Genomic DNA, 17,008 nt, shown 5'->3' with positions numbered 1-17,008 from the left:
ATAAAGAATGAAAATATATTATAATTAGGAAGGGAGGATTTATATTATGCCTCGTAAAGGATCAGTACCAAAAAGAGACGTATTACCAGATCCAATTCATAACTCAAAATTAGTTACTAAATTAATTAACAAAATTATGTTAGATGGTAAACGTGGAACAGCTCAAAAAATTCTTTATTCTGCATTTGAATTAGTTCAAGAACGCAGTGGTCGTGAAGCTATCGAAGTTTTCGAAGAAGCTATCGACAACATTATGCCAGTATTAGAAGTTAAAGCACGTCGTGTAGGTGGCTCTAACTATCAAGTACCTGTAGAAGTTCGTCCAGAACGTCGTACTACTTTAGGCCTTCGTTGGTTAGTTAACTATTCACGTCTTCGTGGTGAAAAAACGATGGAAGAACGTTTAGCTAACGAAATTTTAGACGCTGCAAACAACACTGGTGGTGCAGTTAAGAAACGTGAAGACGTTCATAAAATGGCTGAAGCTAACAAAGCCTTCGCTCACTATCGTTGGTAGGATAGTAGGTTTTTCCCTGAGCATGTTCCACATTGATAGTTTACTATCTAGGTGCATGCTTAGGGCATCGCCATATTTATAGTATTTATTCGCAGTTATACTGGAAGGAGAAAAATACATGGCTAGAGATTTTAGTTTAGAAAGAACTCGTAATATCGGTATCATGGCTCACATCGATGCTGGTAAAACAACTACGACTGAACGTATTCTTTACTATACTGGACGTATCCATAAAATTGGTGAAACTCATGAAGGAGCTTCACAAATGGACTGGATGGAACAGGAGCAAGACCGCGGTATTACAATCACATCAGCTGCAACAACAGCTTCATGGGATGATCACCGTGTAAACATCATCGATACACCTGGACACGTAGACTTCACTGTTGAAGTTGAACGTTCATTACGTGTACTTGATGGTGCGGTTACAGTACTTGATGCGCAATCAGGTGTTGAACCTCAAACTGAAACAGTTTGGCGTCAAGCAACAACTTACGGCGTTCCTCGTATTGTATTCGTAAACAAAATGGACAAACTAGGTGCGAACTTTGAATATGCTGTAAGCACAATTCATGATCGCCTACAAGCGAATGCACAACCAATCCAATTACCAATTGGTGCGGAAGATGAATTTGAAGCAATCATCGACTTAGTTGAAATGAAATGTTTCAAATACAACAATGACTTAGGAACTGAAATTGAAGAAATTGAAATTCCTGAAGATCAAAAAGAAAGAGCTGAAGAAGCTCGTGCAACACTTATTGAAGCAGTAGCTGAAACAAGTGATGAATTAATGGAAAAATATCTTGGTGACGAAGAAATTACTGTAGCTGAATTAAAAGACGCTATTCGTCAAGCAACTAATAATATTGAATTCTACCCAGTTCTTGTTGGTACTGCCTTCAAAAACAAAGGTGTTCAATTAATGCTTAACGCAGTAATTGATTATTTACCTTCACCATTAGATGTTAAACCAATTATCGGTCACCGTGCTGATGATCCAGAAGAAGAAGTTATCGCAAAAGCGGATGACAATGCTGAGTTCGCTGCACTAGCGTTCAAAGTAATGACTGACCCTTATGTTGGTAAGTTAACATTCTTCCGTGTGTACTCAGGTACATTAACTTCTGGTTCTTATGTTAAAAACTCTACGAAGAATAAACGTGAACGTGTAGGTCGTTTACTACAAATGCACGCTAACTCTCGTCAAGAGCTTAACACAGTTTACTCAGGAGATATCGCTGCTGCAGTAGGTCTAAAAGAAACTGGTACTGGTGATACTTTATGTGGTGAGAAAAATGACATTATCTTGGAATCAATGGACTTCCCAGAACCTGTTATTCACTTATCAGTTGAACCAAAATCTAAAGCTGACCAAGACAAAATGACTACAGCTTTAGTTAAATTACAAGAAGAAGACCCAACATTCCATGCACACACTGACGAAGAAACTGGACAAGTTATCATCGGTGGTATGGGTGAGCTTCACTTAGACATCTTAGTTGACCGTATGAAAAAAGAATTTAACGTTGAATGTAATGTTGGTGCGCCAATGGTTTCATACCGTGAAACATTTAAGCAATCAGCACAAGTTCAAGGTAAATTCGCGCGTCAATCTGGTGGTCGTGGACAATACGGTGACGTTAAAATTGAATTTGAACCGAACGAAACAGGCGGCGGTTTCGAATTCGAAAACGCTATCGTTGGTGGTGTAGTTCCTCGTGAATACATTCCATCAGTTGAAGCAGGACTTAAAGATGCTATGGAAAACGGTGTATTAGCTGGTTATCCATTAATTGATGTTAAAGCAAAATTATTTGATGGTTCATACCATGATGTCGATTCATCAGAAATGGCCTTCAAAATCGCTGCATCATTAGCGCTTAAAGAAGCAGCTAAAAAATGTGAACCAGTTATCTTAGAACCAATGATGAAAGTTACAATTGAAATGCCTGAAGAATACATGGGTGACATCATGGGTGATGTAACATCTCGTCGTGGACGTGTTGATGGTATGGAACCTCGTGGTAATGCACAAGTTGTAAATGCCTTTGTACCACTTTCAGAAATGTTCGGTTATGCAACTTCATTACGTTCTAATACACAAGGTCGTGGAACATACACAATGTACTTCGATCACTATGCAGAAGTTCCAAAATCAATTTCTGAAGATATAATTAAGAAAAACAGTGGTAATAAAACAGCTGAATAATTAGACTTGTATTGTGCAGTGACAGTCTGTACAATACATGTAAAGCATAATTATATGGCTTACAGTTTTATTAATTGATTTTTTAGGGAAAATGCATTATAAAGGTACTGTATGGTCCTTTTAAACTAAATTAATCATCTTCTCATGATGGTGAGAAACTGTCATGAGAGATAAATTTAACAATTATTTTTCTAACGAATAGGAGAGATTTTATAATGGCTAAAGAAAAATTCGATCGCTCAAAAGAACATGCCAATATTGGTACAATCGGACACGTTGACCATGGTAAAACTACTTTAACAGCTGCTATCGCAACTGTTTTAGCAAAAAATGGTGACACTGTTGCACAATCATACGACATGATTGACAACGCTCCAGAAGAAAAAGAACGTGGTATTACAATTAATACTGCACACATCGAGTATACTACTGACAAACGTCACTATGCTCACGTTGACTGCCCAGGACACGCTGACTATGTTAAAAACATGATCACTGGTGCTGCACAAATGGACGGAGCTATCTTAGTAGTATCTGCTGCAGATGGTCCAATGCCACAAACTCGTGAACACATCCTTTTATCACGTAACGTTGGTGTTCCAGCATTAGTTGTATTCTTAAACAAAGTTGACATGGTTGACGATGAAGAATTATTAGAATTAGTAGAAATGGAAGTTCGTGACTTATTAAGCGAATATGACTTCCCAGGTGACGATGTACCTGTAATCTCTGGTTCAGCATTAAAAGCACTTGAAGGCGACGCTGACTATGAGCAAAAAATCTTAGACTTAATGCAAGCTGTTGACGAATTCATTCCAACACCAGAACGTGATTCTGACAAACCATTCATGATGCCAGTTGAGGACGTATTCTCAATCACTGGTCGTGGTACTGTTGCTACAGGCCGTGTTGAACGTGGTCAAATCAAAGTCGGTGAAGAAGTTGAAATCATCGGTATGCAAGAAGAATCAAGCAAAACAACTGTTACTGGTGTAGAAATGTTCCGTAAATTATTAGACTATGCTGAAGCTGGTGACAACATTGGTGCGTTATTACGTGGTGTTGCACGTGAAGACATCCAACGTGGTCAAGTTTTAGCTGCTCCTGGTTCAATTACACCACATACAAAGTTTAAAGCGGAAGTTTACGTTTTATCTAAAGATGAAGGTGGACGTCATACTCCATTCTTCAGTAACTACCGCCCACAATTCTATTTCCGTACTACTGACGTAACAGGCGTTGTTACTTTACCAGAAGGTACTGAAATGGTTATGCCTGGCGACAATGTTGAAATGGAAGTTGAACTAATTTCTCCAATCGCTATCGAAGACGGTACACGTTTCTCTATCCGTGAAGGTGGACGTACTGTTGGATCAGGCGTTGTAACTGAAATCTACAAATAAGATATCTTATCTTTAATATAGATTTGAAGAGTCTCCATGTTGGAGGCTCTTTTTTTATTTTTGATGTAATATTTATTTTTCAACTGAATAATATTATGACCAAGGTTGAAATTTAAAGTGTGAGATATTTGGAAATAAAAAGACCCTAGGCTATTCAGGCCTTGGGCTTAATTACATTTTCCAACTCTAATATTTTTAAAAACTGGCTGGCACTATATTTTAATGCTTTTTCATCTAGATTGAAATATGGGCTATGGTGTGGATGTGTGGTATCTTTTTCAGGGTTACCACAACCTGTTAAAAAGAATGCACCTGGACGTACTTTTTGATAATGTGAAAAGTCCTCGCCAATCATCATTAATTCAGATTCGTTAAATCTTAAATTCATCTCATTTGAAGCTTGTTTAACGATGTCAAAGCATTTAGGATTATTGTGGACAGGCAAATAACCTTTAATATAATCAAAATCATAAGTAATATCATTCGCAACAGCCAACCCTTGCAATAGCTTATCCATCTTGTGCATCACATGTGCTTGTACTTCTGTATCAAAAGTACGCACCGTTCCTTTACAAAATGCAGTATCTGGAATGACATTATCTGCCGAACCAGATTGTACCATGCCGAAGCTAATAACAGCTTGTTTTACCGGATCAATCGTTCTAGAAACAATTTTTTGCGCACTAATGATAAATTCAGCCATAATGACAACAGGATCGATGGTTTCGTGTGGCTTCGCACCGTGTCCACCTTGACCATGAATCGTTACGTTGAATTCATCTGGAGAGGCCATCATCGCGCCAGGACGAGAATAAATTGTGCCGGTAGGGTAACCACTCCACAAATGGTTTCCATATATTCTATCTACGTTTTGTAAGCAGCCATCATCAATCATTTCTTGTGAGCCACCCGGCATAATTTCTTCACCATATTGGAAAATTAGCACGACATCACCATTTAATTTGCTTTTATGTGCGTCGATGATTTCAGCAACGGCTAGTAGTATTGCAGTATGACCATCGTGCCCACATGCATGCATTGCACCAGGATTTTTAGACTTGTAATCTACTTCAGTGAGTTCATTGATAGGTAAAGCATCAAAATCAGCACGTAATGCAATCGTTGGACCGTCTCCTTGTGCACTAAATGTTGCGACAATACCATTTCTTCCAACGGGCGACCGTACCTCGCATGATAGTTGGCTGAGTTGATTTAGGATGTAGTCACGTGTATGATACTCCTCAAATGATAATTCAGGATATTGATGCAAATAGCGACGTATTTGTATCATTCTGTTTTCCTTTTCTCTTGCTAGTTGAAACCAATCAAACAACTTCAACCCTTCTTCCTTAAAATGATTATTCTATTATATCATTTTAAATGACTTTACTGTAGAGACAATTATTGTGACTTTAATTAGATTGTAGAAAACGCTTTAATAAATCGTGTGATTCTACTTTCCTGATACAAGAAAATGGGTTATGATAGGATTAAATAGTAGATAACTCAAAGGGGGATTTCCAGTGGTACAGTCACTACATGCCTTTTTAGATGAAAACATTCAGTATTTGAAAGATAATGGACTTTATAACGAAATTGATACAATTGAAGGTGCGAATGGACCAGAGATTAAGATTAACGGGAAAAATTATGTCAATTTATCTTCAAATAACTATTTAGGACTTGCAACAGATGAAGATTTAAAACAAGCTGCCAAAGATGCCATAGACACTCATGGCGTAGGTGCAGGTGCAGTAAGATCTATTAACGGTACATTAGACCTTCATGACGAATTGGAAGAAACACTTGCGAAGTTTAAAGGTACAGAGGCAGCGATTGCATACCAATCAGGTTTTAATTGTAATATGGCAGCCATTTCAGCTGTGATGAATAAAAATGATGCTATCCTATCAGATGAATTAAACCACGCATCAATTATTGATGGATGTCGTTTATCTAAAGCGAAAATTATACGCGTCAACCATTCAGATATGGACGATTTACGCGCTAAAGCGAAAGAAGCTGTTGAATCTGGACAATACAATAAAGTAATGTATATTACTGACGGTGTATTTAGTATGGATGGCGATGTTGCTAAATTACCAGAAATCGTAGAAATTGCAGAAGAATTCGGTTTAATCACATATGTTGATGACGCACATGGCTCTGGTGTCATGGGCAATGGTGCAGGTACAGTGAAACATTTTGGTCTTCAAGATAAAATTGACTTCCAAATCGGTACATTATCTAAAGCGATTGGTGTTGTCGGTGGTTATGTAGCTGGTACACAATCATTGATCGATTGGTTGAAAGCACAATCAAGACCATTCTTATTCTCAACATCACTAGCGCCTGGTGATACAAAAGCCATCACTGAAGCTGTTAAGAAATTAATGGCATCAACAGAATTACACGATAAACTTTGGGAAAATGGTAATTACTTAAAAGACGGATTGAAAAAATTAGGTTTTGACATTGGTAATTCTGAATCACCAATTACACCAGTAATCATAGGTGACGAAAAAGAAACACAAGCATTTAGTAGCCGCTTAAAAGATGAAGGTATCTATGTGAAATCCATCGTCTTTCCAACAGTGCCTAAAGGTACGGGCCGTGTTCGTAATATGCCTACAGCTGCACATACAAAAGAAATGCTTGATCAAGCATTAGCGGCATATGAAAAAGTAGGTAAAGAACTAGGCACAATTTAACGCTAACTCTAATTTATAAAACGAATGAATAAAAAAATAAATGAAGCAACAAAATGCTAGACTGCTTATGTCCTATTTGTATGGATATAAAGGGTCTAGCTTTTTTGATTTTAATCACTTTGATAGGGTATAAGTTTAACACTTATGAAAGTATATACATAAATCACAATTTATCTAGAAGATAGGGTGATACAATGACAAAACTAATATTATTAAGAGGTAACTCTGGTAGTGGCAAAACGACTATTGCCCGTAACTTACAAAGCATGTTGGGTAATGGTGTCATGCGCGTGGGTCAAGATGAAATAAGACGCCATATGTTAAACGTCTCAGATAGACCAGACAATTTAGCAATTGAGCTAATAAAATACATTACACTATTTGGCATAGCACATTGCAAATATGTTATTGTAGAGGGTATTTTCAACAAAGAAAAATATGGTAATATGTTACAGAGCATTATTTCAAGTACGCATATTAAAAGCTATATTTATTATTTCGACTTACCTTATGCAGAAACCGTGAGAAGACATCACTCAAAAACATATACGGATTTCAGTGCACAAAAACTTGCAAGCTGGTTTGTTGAAAAAGATACACTAAATGTAAAAAATGAGAAATTGATTACTGAAATGATGACACAAAATGATATACTCACGATGATCATGAATGATCTTCATGACGAGTGAAATCGTCCTTAGAAGCAGTTCATATTTTTAATAAATTAAAAGGTTGATTTTATGCCAAATGATGTTATAGTTTTGGTTGCTGACGCCTTATGTTAAGGGGTTTTTCAATGAAAAATAATTTAGGGTTGCATTTCACTACACAACGGCTTATCATTAGACCGTTAGAAGAAAATGATTATGAGTCATGGTTGTCAGGATTTGTAAATCGTTATCCTGCGCAATACAAGCATGATAAAGGCCAAGTCGACATGTCAGATGCCACGGAACCATGGTTTGCGGCAATGGTTTTAAAGCATCAACAAGCGATTATAGATGATGATTTGTATATATTTGGCATATTTGATAAAACGGGACGTCATCTTGGTATGCTTAACATTAAAAATTTAAGCCGCGATCAATTTCAATGGGCAGAAATCGGTTATTTTATCCATAATCAATACTGGCATCAAGGGTATGCTTATGAAGCTTTATCAGAACTTGTGAAACAAACGAAAGAGACTTTAAAGTTTCATAGAATAGAAGCACACATCAATTTGGATAATCAACCTTCTATTCAGTTAATTGAAAAATTAGGCTTTGAATTTGAATGTATTCGAAAAGGATTTATTTTCGAACATGGACAATGGACTGACAACTACGTGTATTATCTCAATACACATGACGAACCAATGGGATAGCAACTAAAAGGAAGGAGTGTCAACATGGTTGAATTTAGAGAGTTAACAATGGCTGACGAAACATTATATTGTGATTATATGAAAGAATGGATAGATCACGATGAAAAGGTAGTGCCTGAGATTACGAATATTACCAAATACAATAATTTTGAAGAAATTGTACATGAATTAGCAGATAACAAATCTAATGATGAGACAGTAGATAATACGACATTGTTTTTAATTGATGATGATAAGATTATTGGCGCTGCCAATATTCGCCATCATTTGAATGAAAAATTAAAAATCATTGGCGGCCATGTTGGCTACGGTGTTCGTAAGAGCTACCGAGGCAAGGGCTTTGGTAATAAAATTTTGAAAAAGTCATTAGACTACTTATCACGTATTGGCGTACAAGAAGCGCTGATTACTTGTGAAAAAAATAATGAAGCCTCTGCAGCTGTCATCTTACACAATGGTGGGGAAGAAATAGAATCTTCAACATTAGATGATGGCACAGTCGTTCGTCGTTTCCAGATAGAAATCGCATAATTATTAAAAGTTGCCATGTAAGAAAATGGCAACTTTTTTTATGTTTATTTATGAAAACGGCAACATAAAATAAAAGACTTCGCAAAAAATTTCAAGTATAATTGTTTTTAATACTAGGTATTAATTTTAAAAAAGAAGTGAGGTTATAACATGTCTAAAGTCATTCAAGACATACATACAGCATTTGAGCATTTAGAAAATGGCATGACAGTACTTGCCGGTGGTTTTGGGCTATGCGGGATACCAGAGCATGCTATTGAAGCGATTCGTACAAAAGGTACAAAAGGATTAACCGTAGTGAGTAATAACTGTGGTGTAGATGATTTTGGATTGGGCCGTTTACTTGAGAAAAAACAAATAGATAAAATGGTTAGCTCGTATGTGGGTGAAAATAAAATATTTGAGCAACAACTGATCAATGGTGAGTTAGATGTAACACTAACACCTCAAGGTACGTTGGCTGAAAAACTACGTGCAGGCGGTGCAGGTATTCCAGCATTTTACACAAAAACAGGTGTGGGTACTTTGATTGCTGAAGGTAAAGAATCACGAGAATTTGACGGTGAAACGTACATTATGGAACGTGCCATTACAGGCGATTTTGGTATTGTGAAGGCTCAAAAGGCGGATACATTTGGTAATTTAGTATTTGAAAAAACAGCGCGTAATTTTAATCCTTTATGTGCTATGGCCGCCAAGACTACTGTCGTTGAAGTAGAAGAAATTGTTGAATTAGGTGAAATTGACCCAGATGATGTACATCTGTCAGGTGTATATGTGGATTATATCTATCTAGGAAAACATTTTGAAAAACGCATAGAAAAACGTACAGTGAAGGAGGTACAACATGGATAAACAAACACAACGTAAGAAGATTATCCAGCGTGCAGCACAAGAAATTCATAGTGATATGGTAATAAATTTAGGTATTGGTATGCCAACCCTTGTAGCAAATGAGATGAATGATCATGTGGAAAATGTCTTTTTCCAATCTGAAAATGGTTTGCTTGGTATTGGCCCATATCCTACTGAAGATGAAGTGGATCCAGATTTGATTAATGCAGGTAAAGAAACGGTTACTGCTGCTAAAGGGGCTTCCTATTTCGACAATGCAGAATCATTTGCCATGATACGTGGGGGGCATATTGATTTAGCAATTCTTGGAGGCATGGAAGTTTCGGAAACAGGAGATTTAGCAAACTACATGATTCCTGGCAAGCTCGTAAAAGGTATGGGCGGTGCGATGGATTTGGTGGTTGGAGCTCAAAAAGTGGTCGTTATCATGGACCATATGAATAAACATGGTGAATCTAAGATAAAATCAAAATGTGAGTTGCCTTTAACAGGCGCAGGTGTTGTTAATACGTTAATCACAGATTTAGCTGTTTTTAAATTTGAAGATAAAGTTATGAAATTGGTTGAACTTCAAGAAGGTGCCACACTTGAACAGGTACAAACCCATACAGATGCTTATTTTATAAATTGCTTGAATCATTAGCTGTTTTTCCACATATTGTACGATGTATTCATAGGTAGATCATTATCTATTTTTAAAAGATTAGCTCTTAGTCAAACTTAAAATTCCGAGTAAGTATGTTATTGTAACAATAGAGGTTGAATTAATGACAAAGGTTCGGAGATTGATATGAAGAAAAATGCAGAACTGAAAAGTATTGTTATCGCTATTATATTTGCAGCGGCTGCAGATGTGGTTCCTAACGGCATATTTCATAAAATCTTGTTGGTAATCGGTATTTTAGCATTTATTTATATGTTGATTACACATTTAAAGTTTACGTTATATCATATTAAAATAGAAGATAATCAGCAACAAACATGGTTTAGTGTGAAAACGGATTATTGGTTGCTGTTTATTAAAAATATGTTGGCCATAACACTATTATTAGCGATATATTGTGTGTCTGTGTATGTCGATAATCATATGGCTTGGATTATCATTCCTTTACTTGTCGTTGGATTTATAGGAATAATCTTATTTGAAAATAAATTTGAAAAGAAGAGCAACATTTTAGAGTCAGAAAATGTAAAAGAATAGAGGTGGCTTATGAAATTTATTGATGCACATGAACAAGCTGAATTATTAAACATGGAAGAAGTCGTTGAAGCAGTAGCTGAATCTTTACAGGCCTATTCTGAAGGGAAGACGGATACCCCTTTACGTTATGTACTTCCTTTTAATGAAGACAATCGTTATCTAGTTATGCCGGCTTTATCTGATGAATTGAAAGTTGTGGGGCTTAAAACAGTAACAATGGCCCCTAATAATACAAAGATAGGTAAAAATACCATTGTTGGTTCTGTGATATTATCAGATTATGAAACTGGTGAAACATTAGCTGTATTAGAAGGTTCTTACTTAACTAAAATTCGTACAGGCGCAATTTCTGGCGTAGCTACAAAATACCTTGCTCGTCAAAATGCAGAAACATTATGTGTCATAGGGACAGGCGATCAAGCACAAGGATTAATTGAAGCTGTATTAGCTGTTAGAGATATCAAACATATTCAACTGTATAATAGAACTCACCGTAAAGCAGTGACATTTGCAGAAACGATTCAACAGCAATATCAATCCGTAGATGTGACAGTGATGGAAGATGTTGATGATGCTATAGCTAATGCTGATGTTATTGTCACTGCAACCAACGCCACACAACCTGTTTTTAATAAATCATTAGAAGCTGGGGTCCATGTGAATGCTGTAGGTTCTTTTAAATCAGATATGCAAGAGTTGCCTTCACACGCTATAGCAAATGCAGATAAAGTAGTTGTAGAAGCATCGGAAGCGGCGTTAGAAGAAACAGGGGATTTAATTACCCCTATGGATGAAGGTTTATTTGGAGAAAAAGATTTATATGGAGAATTAGGTGAAATCGTCGGTTCTCATTTAGCTGGACGCGAAAGTGATGAAGAAATTACCGTATTTAAATCTGTAGGTGTAGCCATTGTAGATATTATTGTGGCTAACTATTTTTATCAAAAAGCACAGAAAAATAATGACGTGCAGTAATTTATATATAAGGTCGATAAAGTAAAATTTTGATAGGCTATAGTAAAATTATTAAGCGTTTCGCTGTATTGCTTTATAGTATAATGTAGGTATTATTTTATACTTTAAAGGATACTTATGGCGGAACGCTTTTTATAATGATTTTTAAAATCAAAATTTTCAAACTATACTTAGACCAAAAATAAAACATATTATAAATAACTTTATTTAAATAAGGATCAAAAGATTTTTTGTAAAGTTCTTGGTAGCATTATTCAATTATTATTACAATTTCACCTCGATTTCTTTTGATTTGTTCGTCAAAATTGTTAAACTCATACTAATATATAGAAGACGTAAATTAACTGAATTTATAATTTTATTTGTAATACTATTTTATTTTTATAATAAAAATCAGGTGTTCAACGTATTATATTAATAAAATTGACGATAAGTATATTATGACTTGAGTATATAGGAGGATGAAAAATGAAACTACTAATTACAGGTGGTGCTGGATTTATTGGCTCGCACTTAGCAGAACACTTTAACAAAGCTAATGAGGTGTTTATATTAGACAATTTAAGCACAGGGCATCGTTCGAATGTCGAATTTATAGATGATGCGCATTTCATTGAAAATGATGTAATTAATACATCATTTGTGACATCCTTAGTGGAGAAAGAACAATTTGATATCGTCATTCATTTAGCAGCCGTAGTTAGTGTTGTAGAAACAATAAATGACCCTATAAAGTCTCAGTCTGTCAATATAAATGGCACATTAAATCTCTTAGAAGCCAATCGTCAATATAATCATAATTTGAAGAAATTTATTTTTGCATCGTCAGCAGCCGTATATGGTAATACCGAAGGATTACCAAAACAAGTCGAAACGTTCATTGATCCTGAATCACCTTACGCTGTGGAAAAATATGCTGGGGAACAATATACAAAAATTTACAATACACTATATCAACTGCCAACAACTGCTTTAAGATTCTTTAATATATATGGACCGAGACAAGATCCTCATTCACCATACTCTGGTGTATTATCTATTATAGATAATAAATTTAAAAATAACGAAACATTCACATTTTTTGGGGATGGAGAGCAAACGAGAGATTTTGTATATGTAAAGGATTTGGTGCGAGCAGTTTCAATAGTGTTAGATAATAAAGTAACGAATGGCAAAATTTACAACTTAGCTACTGGTAAACAAATATCATTATTAGAAATTTTCGATAAGTTCAAAATGGTTTATAATAAAACTATAAATTATCAGTTTGCTGAATCAAGAAGCGGGGATATTAAACATTCTTGTGCTGATATCAAAGGTTTGGAAGCGCTAGGATTTAATCCACAATATGATATTATGTCAGGTTTAACTGAATATATTAATTACTCGAATACAGATAAGATAAATTAAGAGGTGGAAGAATGATTGGTAAAACGAAAAAGTTTGTATTAAATCAAACAAAAAGAAAATTAAAATTCATTTCGGAACCATTGAAATTACAACTTAGAAGTAAATACACAAGAAATATTATGCATTATGCAAATCTATATAAAACGATTGAAGTAGATGACAAGCATATTTTGTATCAAGTTAGAGATGGACAAAGTATGACAGATAGTCCTTATGCAATATTTAAATATTTAATGAACCATCCTGATTATCAAAAATATATACATATTTGGGTCGTAGCATCTCAAAAAATGCAAAAAGCATTTTCTAAAAAATATAGTAAATATAAAAATGTAAAATTTATAGTTAAAGAAAGTGAAGACTATTTACATTATTTAACAAAGTGTAAATATCTCATCAATAATGCGACGTTTCCAACGTATTTTACGAAAAAGCCAAATCAAATATATGTTAATACTTGGCATGGTACACCTTTAAAAGCAATGGGGTTAGATATCAAACATAATTTATTAGAATCACAAAATACAATTCGTAACTTTTTAAGTTCTGACTATATTATTTCACCTAACCAACATACGACAGATATTTTTAAAAAAGCATTTAAATTAGACGGTTTAAATGATGAAGCAATTTTAGAAATTGGTTATCCTAGAATAGATGCAACGCTAAATGCACAGTCAAAAGAAGTTATGCAGAAATTAAAGCAACAAGGCATTAAATTAACAGATGCGCCGATTTTACTCTTTTCACCGACATGGCGTGGCCAAACGGTCAGTATACCAGAAGATAATATTGAAGAAATTGAAGCGCTGATTGAGTCATTAAATAAACAAACACATTATCAAGTATTATTAAAAGTGCATCCGTTTATTTATAAAAAAGCAGTAGGTAATAAAAAATTAAAAAAATACTTAGTGGAAGATACATTTGATACGAATGAATTACTCAGTATTGTTGATTTGCTTGTAACTGATTACTCAAGTATCTTTTTTGATTATTTAGTTACAGATAAACCTATTATTTTTTATACACCTGATTATAAAGCCTATGAAGAAGACAGAGGATTTTACCTTCCTGTGGATAGTCTTCCAGGTCCAAGTGTGCACTCAATTGAAGCATTGGTAGCTACTGTCCAAGAGTCACAGCGCATGCTAGCACAATATAAGGGGAACTATCAAAAATATAAACAAAAATTTGTGAATTACGATGATGGACAAGTAACGGAAAGAGTTGTCAATCAAGTGTTTCATCATGATGCACCCAAAAATGGCGTTCAAAACAACAGAAAAGAGCGTATTTTAATATATCCAGGTGGTATGAAACCTAATGGCATAACAACATCGATCCTGAATTTATTAGAAAATGTTGATTATGATAGATATGATATTACGGTTTATCTTGGATTCAATAGAAATAAAGATGTGATAGATAATCTATATAGCTTAAATGACAATGTGAGGGTTATTTTAAGAAAAGGACCATTGTTGGCAAACACTTCAGAATACTATCGTAACCTATTGGTACGCAATAGAGGCATCAAGTCGAAAATTGAAGAAAAAATTTATCCGGATGCTTTGTATCAACGCGAATTTAGAAAAGTGTTTGGTAACTCAGCGTTTGATGTCGTTATGGATTTCAGTGGCTATGCGATGTTTTGGTCTGAAATCTTGTTAGCGAGCAAAGCTAAAAGAAAATTAATCTACTTGCACAGTGATATGAAAATGGATATGGAGCGTAAAGTGAACGGTGTGAGACCGCATTACGCTAATCTAAAAGGTGTGATGTCCTTATATCCTTATTATGATAAGCTCGTAAGTGTGTCTGAAGTGACTAAGCAGGAAAATGTTAAAAAAATAGCGAATAGAAAAACAAAAGATAAATTTAAATCATCGATGAATACCATTAACTTAGATAGAATTTATAATTTGGAGGATGAAGATAATGATATCTTTATGAAAAATGGGGAACGTGTCATTGTAAGAGAACAGGATAAGCAAATTACAAGCGTACCGTTCCATAAATCCGATTATAAAGTGATGACAATGGGAAGATTATCTCCTGAAAAAGGATTTGATAATTTGATTCAAGCGTTTAGCGGCGTGGTGGAAGCAAATCCTAACGCGAAATTATACATTTTAGGTGATGGCCCACTCAAAAATCAACTAAATAAACTAATTACGTCATTAGATTTATCAGAGCATGTATTTTTAATGGGACAAAAAAGAAATCCATTTAATATTATGAGAGATTGTGATTTATTTGTTTTACCGTCTTATTACGAAGGGCAATCAATGGTCTTATTAGAGGCGTTGACTGTTGGTATAGATATTCTGGCATCAGATATACCAGCCAATCAATATGTACTTGATTATGGCAAGTATGGAATGTTGAGTTTTAATGATGCTGAATCATTACAAACAAGCATACAACAGTTTATTAATAAGGAAACACCTGTTTATGCCAAATTTGATCCAGAATTATATAATAAAGAAGCGATTGAACAATTTTATCATTTATTAGATGACTAAAGTATCATATAACTGAGGGATGAGAAATAATGCTCAAGCCCAAAATAAAGGACGCATCCATATGAAATGGATGCGTCCTTTTTATATTTAAAAGCCTTCAATTTATACTGTGCTTGTTTATTTGAAATGCCATGTTTATATAGTAACTTTTACACTTTAACTATGATGTTTATAATTATTGATAACCATAGGCTGTAGTGTATTTCTTCCTACAACAATTCTTATATATGGAATAAAAGATAGTATTATCGCTAATCCAATACAAAATCCAAGTGTGAAAATAGAACTTAAGATTAAAAATAGTGGTGGGAATGTAACAAATGATGCTAGCGATCTAGAAATAAAATCTACAATGATTTGGTGTGCTAAGTATATGAAAAATGATATTTCGCTTATTAAAAACACAAATACTAAATTAAACCGAGTTAAAAATTTAGATAAATAGACGATAAATACAAAACTGATTGCAGAAAATAAGACTAAATCAAATCGATTAGACTCATTTAGATGTACGTCTAAATAAGAAAAATTAAATGCCATATAGGATAAAGCCAATAGCCAAATCAATAGAAGCCAAACTAAATGACGCTTTAAAAAATGAATAACAGTATCATAATATTTACCGAAGTAGAAACCAACAACAAAGTAAAATAGCCAATATAAAATAATGGTTCTACTGAATAAAGGATAAAAATCCCAGAATTCAAGATAAGCAGTACTGTAATACATTAAATAAGAATGTCCAAAACTAATGATAAAGGTAACAACAAGTACAAAAATAGGATTGGCTTTACTCAATAATTTATAAAATAAGCGATGTAATATATAAAACTGAAAAATAACAAGTACAAACCATCCGAAAAATTTACCTTCCACTACGATATTTAAAAAGATTTCCCAAAATGATTTATCTGAATTATCACCAAGAAATAGTCTAAAAGTGATAAATAAACCAAATATAGCATAAGGAATTAAAATAAATTTCATGCGTTTAAGTAAAAAATTTTGCGGAATTTTAGTTGAATATCGCATACCTAATAATGTTTCGGACAAAATAATAAAGCAAGGTGTTGCAAATAATAAAATAACTTGTAAAAAACTATAAAATGATTTTTCAAATTGTGAAATGTGATAATCGTTTACTAAACCGGTTAAACAATGGACGATGACTATTGCGATACAAAATATCGCTCTAGCATAGGTGAGTTCCATTTTCCTCTCCAAAATAAAAACTCCTCTCAAAATCCATTCCATAATATGATAATTAGTATTAAAAGTAAAGTTTATATGAATTTATTT

General features: G+C 34.3%; 15 protein-coding genes. 13 read left to right on the top strand and 2 right to left on the bottom strand.

Annotated features, from left to right (window positions below):
- Nucleotides 1–46 precede the first annotated feature (46 nt).
- The 3 genes from rpsG to tuf all read left to right on the top strand — a co-directional run bounded on the left by rpsG (nt 47) and on the right by tuf (nt 4,132).
- Nucleotides 47–517, top strand: a complete 471-nt coding sequence (gene rpsG / locus HMPREF2586_RS04095) for a 30S ribosomal protein S7 (RefSeq protein WP_019468564.1) — start codon at nt 47–49, stop codon at nt 515–517.
- A 118-nt stretch (nt 518–635) separates the two neighbouring features.
- Nucleotides 636–2,729 carry an elongation factor G gene (fusA, locus tag HMPREF2586_RS04090; protein ID WP_046207678.1) on the top strand — a complete coding sequence of 698 codons (2,094 nt, stop codon included), beginning with the start codon at nt 636–638 and terminating at the stop codon, nt 2,727–2,729.
- A 215-nt stretch (nt 2,730–2,944) separates the two neighbouring features.
- Nucleotides 2,945–4,132 (top strand): elongation factor Tu, encoded by a 1,188-nt coding sequence (gene tuf, locus HMPREF2586_RS04085; RefSeq protein ID WP_046207677.1) that lies wholly within the window; start codon nt 2,945–2,947, stop codon nt 4,130–4,132.
- 154 nt (nt 4,133–4,286) lie between these two features.
- On the opposite strand, the gene HMPREF2586_RS04080 is transcribed toward tuf, so the two are convergent.
- The gene (locus HMPREF2586_RS04080; protein WP_070657488.1) at nt 4,287–5,465 is read right to left on the bottom strand and encodes a M20 family metallopeptidase; all 1,179 of its coding nucleotides are present in this window, start codon (nt 5,463–5,465) and stop codon (nt 4,287–4,289) included.
- Nucleotides 5,466–5,655: 190 nt separating this feature from the next.
- On the opposite strand from HMPREF2586_RS04080, the gene HMPREF2586_RS04075 reads away from it, so the two are divergent.
- The 10 genes from HMPREF2586_RS04075 to HMPREF2586_RS04030 all read left to right on the top strand — a co-directional run bounded on the left by HMPREF2586_RS04075 (nt 5,656) and on the right by HMPREF2586_RS04030 (nt 15,709).
- Nucleotides 5,656–6,843 (top strand): glycine C-acetyltransferase, encoded by a 1,188-nt coding sequence (locus tag HMPREF2586_RS04075; protein ID WP_070812639.1) that lies wholly within the window; start codon nt 5,656–5,658, stop codon nt 6,841–6,843.
- Nucleotides 6,844–7,037: 194 nt separating this feature from the next.
- The gene (locus HMPREF2586_RS04070) at nt 7,038–7,532 is read left to right on the top strand and encodes an AAA family ATPase (protein WP_070657490.1); all 495 of its coding nucleotides are present in this window, start codon (nt 7,038–7,040) and stop codon (nt 7,530–7,532) included.
- 107 nt (nt 7,533–7,639) lie between these two features.
- Nucleotides 7,640–8,209, top strand: coding sequence for a GNAT family N-acetyltransferase (locus tag HMPREF2586_RS04065; RefSeq protein WP_070657492.1), 570 nt, complete (start codon nt 7,640–7,642; stop codon nt 8,207–8,209).
- A 24-nt stretch (nt 8,210–8,233) separates the two neighbouring features.
- Complete coding sequence (locus HMPREF2586_RS04060; protein ID WP_064209885.1) at nt 8,234–8,740, top strand: GNAT family N-acetyltransferase; 507 nt, start codon at nt 8,234–8,236, stop codon at nt 8,738–8,740.
- Nucleotides 8,741–8,890: 150 nt separating this feature from the next.
- The gene (locus tag HMPREF2586_RS04055) at nt 8,891–9,595 is read left to right on the top strand and encodes a CoA transferase subunit A (RefSeq protein ID WP_070039461.1); all 705 of its coding nucleotides are present in this window, start codon (nt 8,891–8,893) and stop codon (nt 9,593–9,595) included.
- On the top strand, nt 9,588–10,238 hold the full coding sequence (locus HMPREF2586_RS04050; RefSeq protein WP_046207218.1) for a 3-oxoacid CoA-transferase subunit B: 651 nt from the start codon (nt 9,588–9,590) through the stop codon (nt 10,236–10,238). The genes HMPREF2586_RS04055 and HMPREF2586_RS04050 overlap by 8 nt, the downstream gene beginning before the upstream one ends.
- A gap of 147 nt (nt 10,239–10,385) precedes the next feature.
- Nucleotides 10,386–10,796, top strand: a complete 411-nt coding sequence (locus HMPREF2586_RS04045; RefSeq protein WP_070657494.1) for a hypothetical protein — start codon at nt 10,386–10,388, stop codon at nt 10,794–10,796.
- A gap of 9 nt (nt 10,797–10,805) precedes the next feature.
- Nucleotides 10,806–11,771: an ornithine cyclodeaminase family protein gene (locus HMPREF2586_RS04040; RefSeq protein ID WP_070657496.1), complete on the top strand. Its 966-nt coding sequence runs from the start codon at nt 10,806–10,808 to the stop codon at nt 11,769–11,771.
- 468 nt (nt 11,772–12,239) lie between these two features.
- Nucleotides 12,240–13,181, top strand: coding sequence for an NAD-dependent epimerase/dehydratase family protein (locus tag HMPREF2586_RS04035; protein WP_070657498.1), 942 nt, complete (start codon nt 12,240–12,242; stop codon nt 13,179–13,181).
- An 11-nt stretch (nt 13,182–13,192) separates the two neighbouring features.
- On the top strand, nt 13,193–15,709 hold the full coding sequence (locus HMPREF2586_RS04030) for a glycosyltransferase (protein ID WP_070657500.1): 2,517 nt from the start codon (nt 13,193–13,195) through the stop codon (nt 15,707–15,709).
- 156 nt (nt 15,710–15,865) lie between these two features.
- Here the strand turns inward: HMPREF2586_RS04030 and HMPREF2586_RS04025 are convergent, their stop codons facing one another.
- A complete protein-coding gene (locus tag HMPREF2586_RS04025) occupies nt 15,866–16,933 on the bottom strand; it encodes an acyltransferase family protein (protein ID WP_046207223.1) in 1,068 nt (355 codons plus the stop codon).
- Nucleotides 16,934–17,008: the final 75 nt, after the last annotated feature.

It is taken from the genome of Staphylococcus sp. HMSC034G07 (assembly GCF_001835975.1).
In the GTDB taxonomy this organism is placed as follows: Bacteria; Bacillota; Bacilli; order Staphylococcales; family Staphylococcaceae; genus Staphylococcus; species Staphylococcus ureilyticus.
The sequence above is the reverse complement of the archived record's forward strand: the minus strand, read 5'-3'. Positions and strand labels throughout refer to the sequence as shown.

Coding starts and splice junctions, on each gene's coding strand:
- rpsG (WP_019468564.1), top strand. CDS start 47: ATGCCTCGTAAAGGATCAGTACCAAAAAGAGACGTATTACCAGATCCA.
- fusA (WP_046207678.1), top strand. CDS start 636: ATGGCTAGAGATTTTAGTTTAGAAAGAACTCGTAATATCGGTATCATG.
- tuf (WP_046207677.1), top strand. CDS start 2,945: ATGGCTAAAGAAAAATTCGATCGCTCAAAAGAACATGCCAATATTGGT.
- HMPREF2586_RS04070 (WP_070657490.1), top strand. CDS start 7,038: ATGACAAAACTAATATTATTAAGAGGTAACTCTGGTAGTGGCAAAACG.
- HMPREF2586_RS04065 (WP_070657492.1), top strand. CDS start 7,640: ATGAAAAATAATTTAGGGTTGCATTTCACTACACAACGGCTTATCATT.
- HMPREF2586_RS04060 (WP_064209885.1), top strand. CDS start 8,234: ATGGTTGAATTTAGAGAGTTAACAATGGCTGACGAAACATTATATTGT.
- HMPREF2586_RS04055 (WP_070039461.1), top strand. CDS start 8,891: ATGTCTAAAGTCATTCAAGACATACATACAGCATTTGAGCATTTAGAA.
- HMPREF2586_RS04050 (WP_046207218.1), top strand. CDS start 9,588: ATGGATAAACAAACACAACGTAAGAAGATTATCCAGCGTGCAGCACAA.
- HMPREF2586_RS04045 (WP_070657494.1), top strand. CDS start 10,386: ATGAAGAAAAATGCAGAACTGAAAAGTATTGTTATCGCTATTATATTT.
- HMPREF2586_RS04040 (WP_070657496.1), top strand. CDS start 10,806: ATGAAATTTATTGATGCACATGAACAAGCTGAATTATTAAACATGGAA.
- HMPREF2586_RS04035 (WP_070657498.1), top strand. CDS start 12,240: ATGAAACTACTAATTACAGGTGGTGCTGGATTTATTGGCTCGCACTTA.
- HMPREF2586_RS04030 (WP_070657500.1), top strand. CDS start 13,193: ATGATTGGTAAAACGAAAAAGTTTGTATTAAATCAAACAAAAAGAAAA.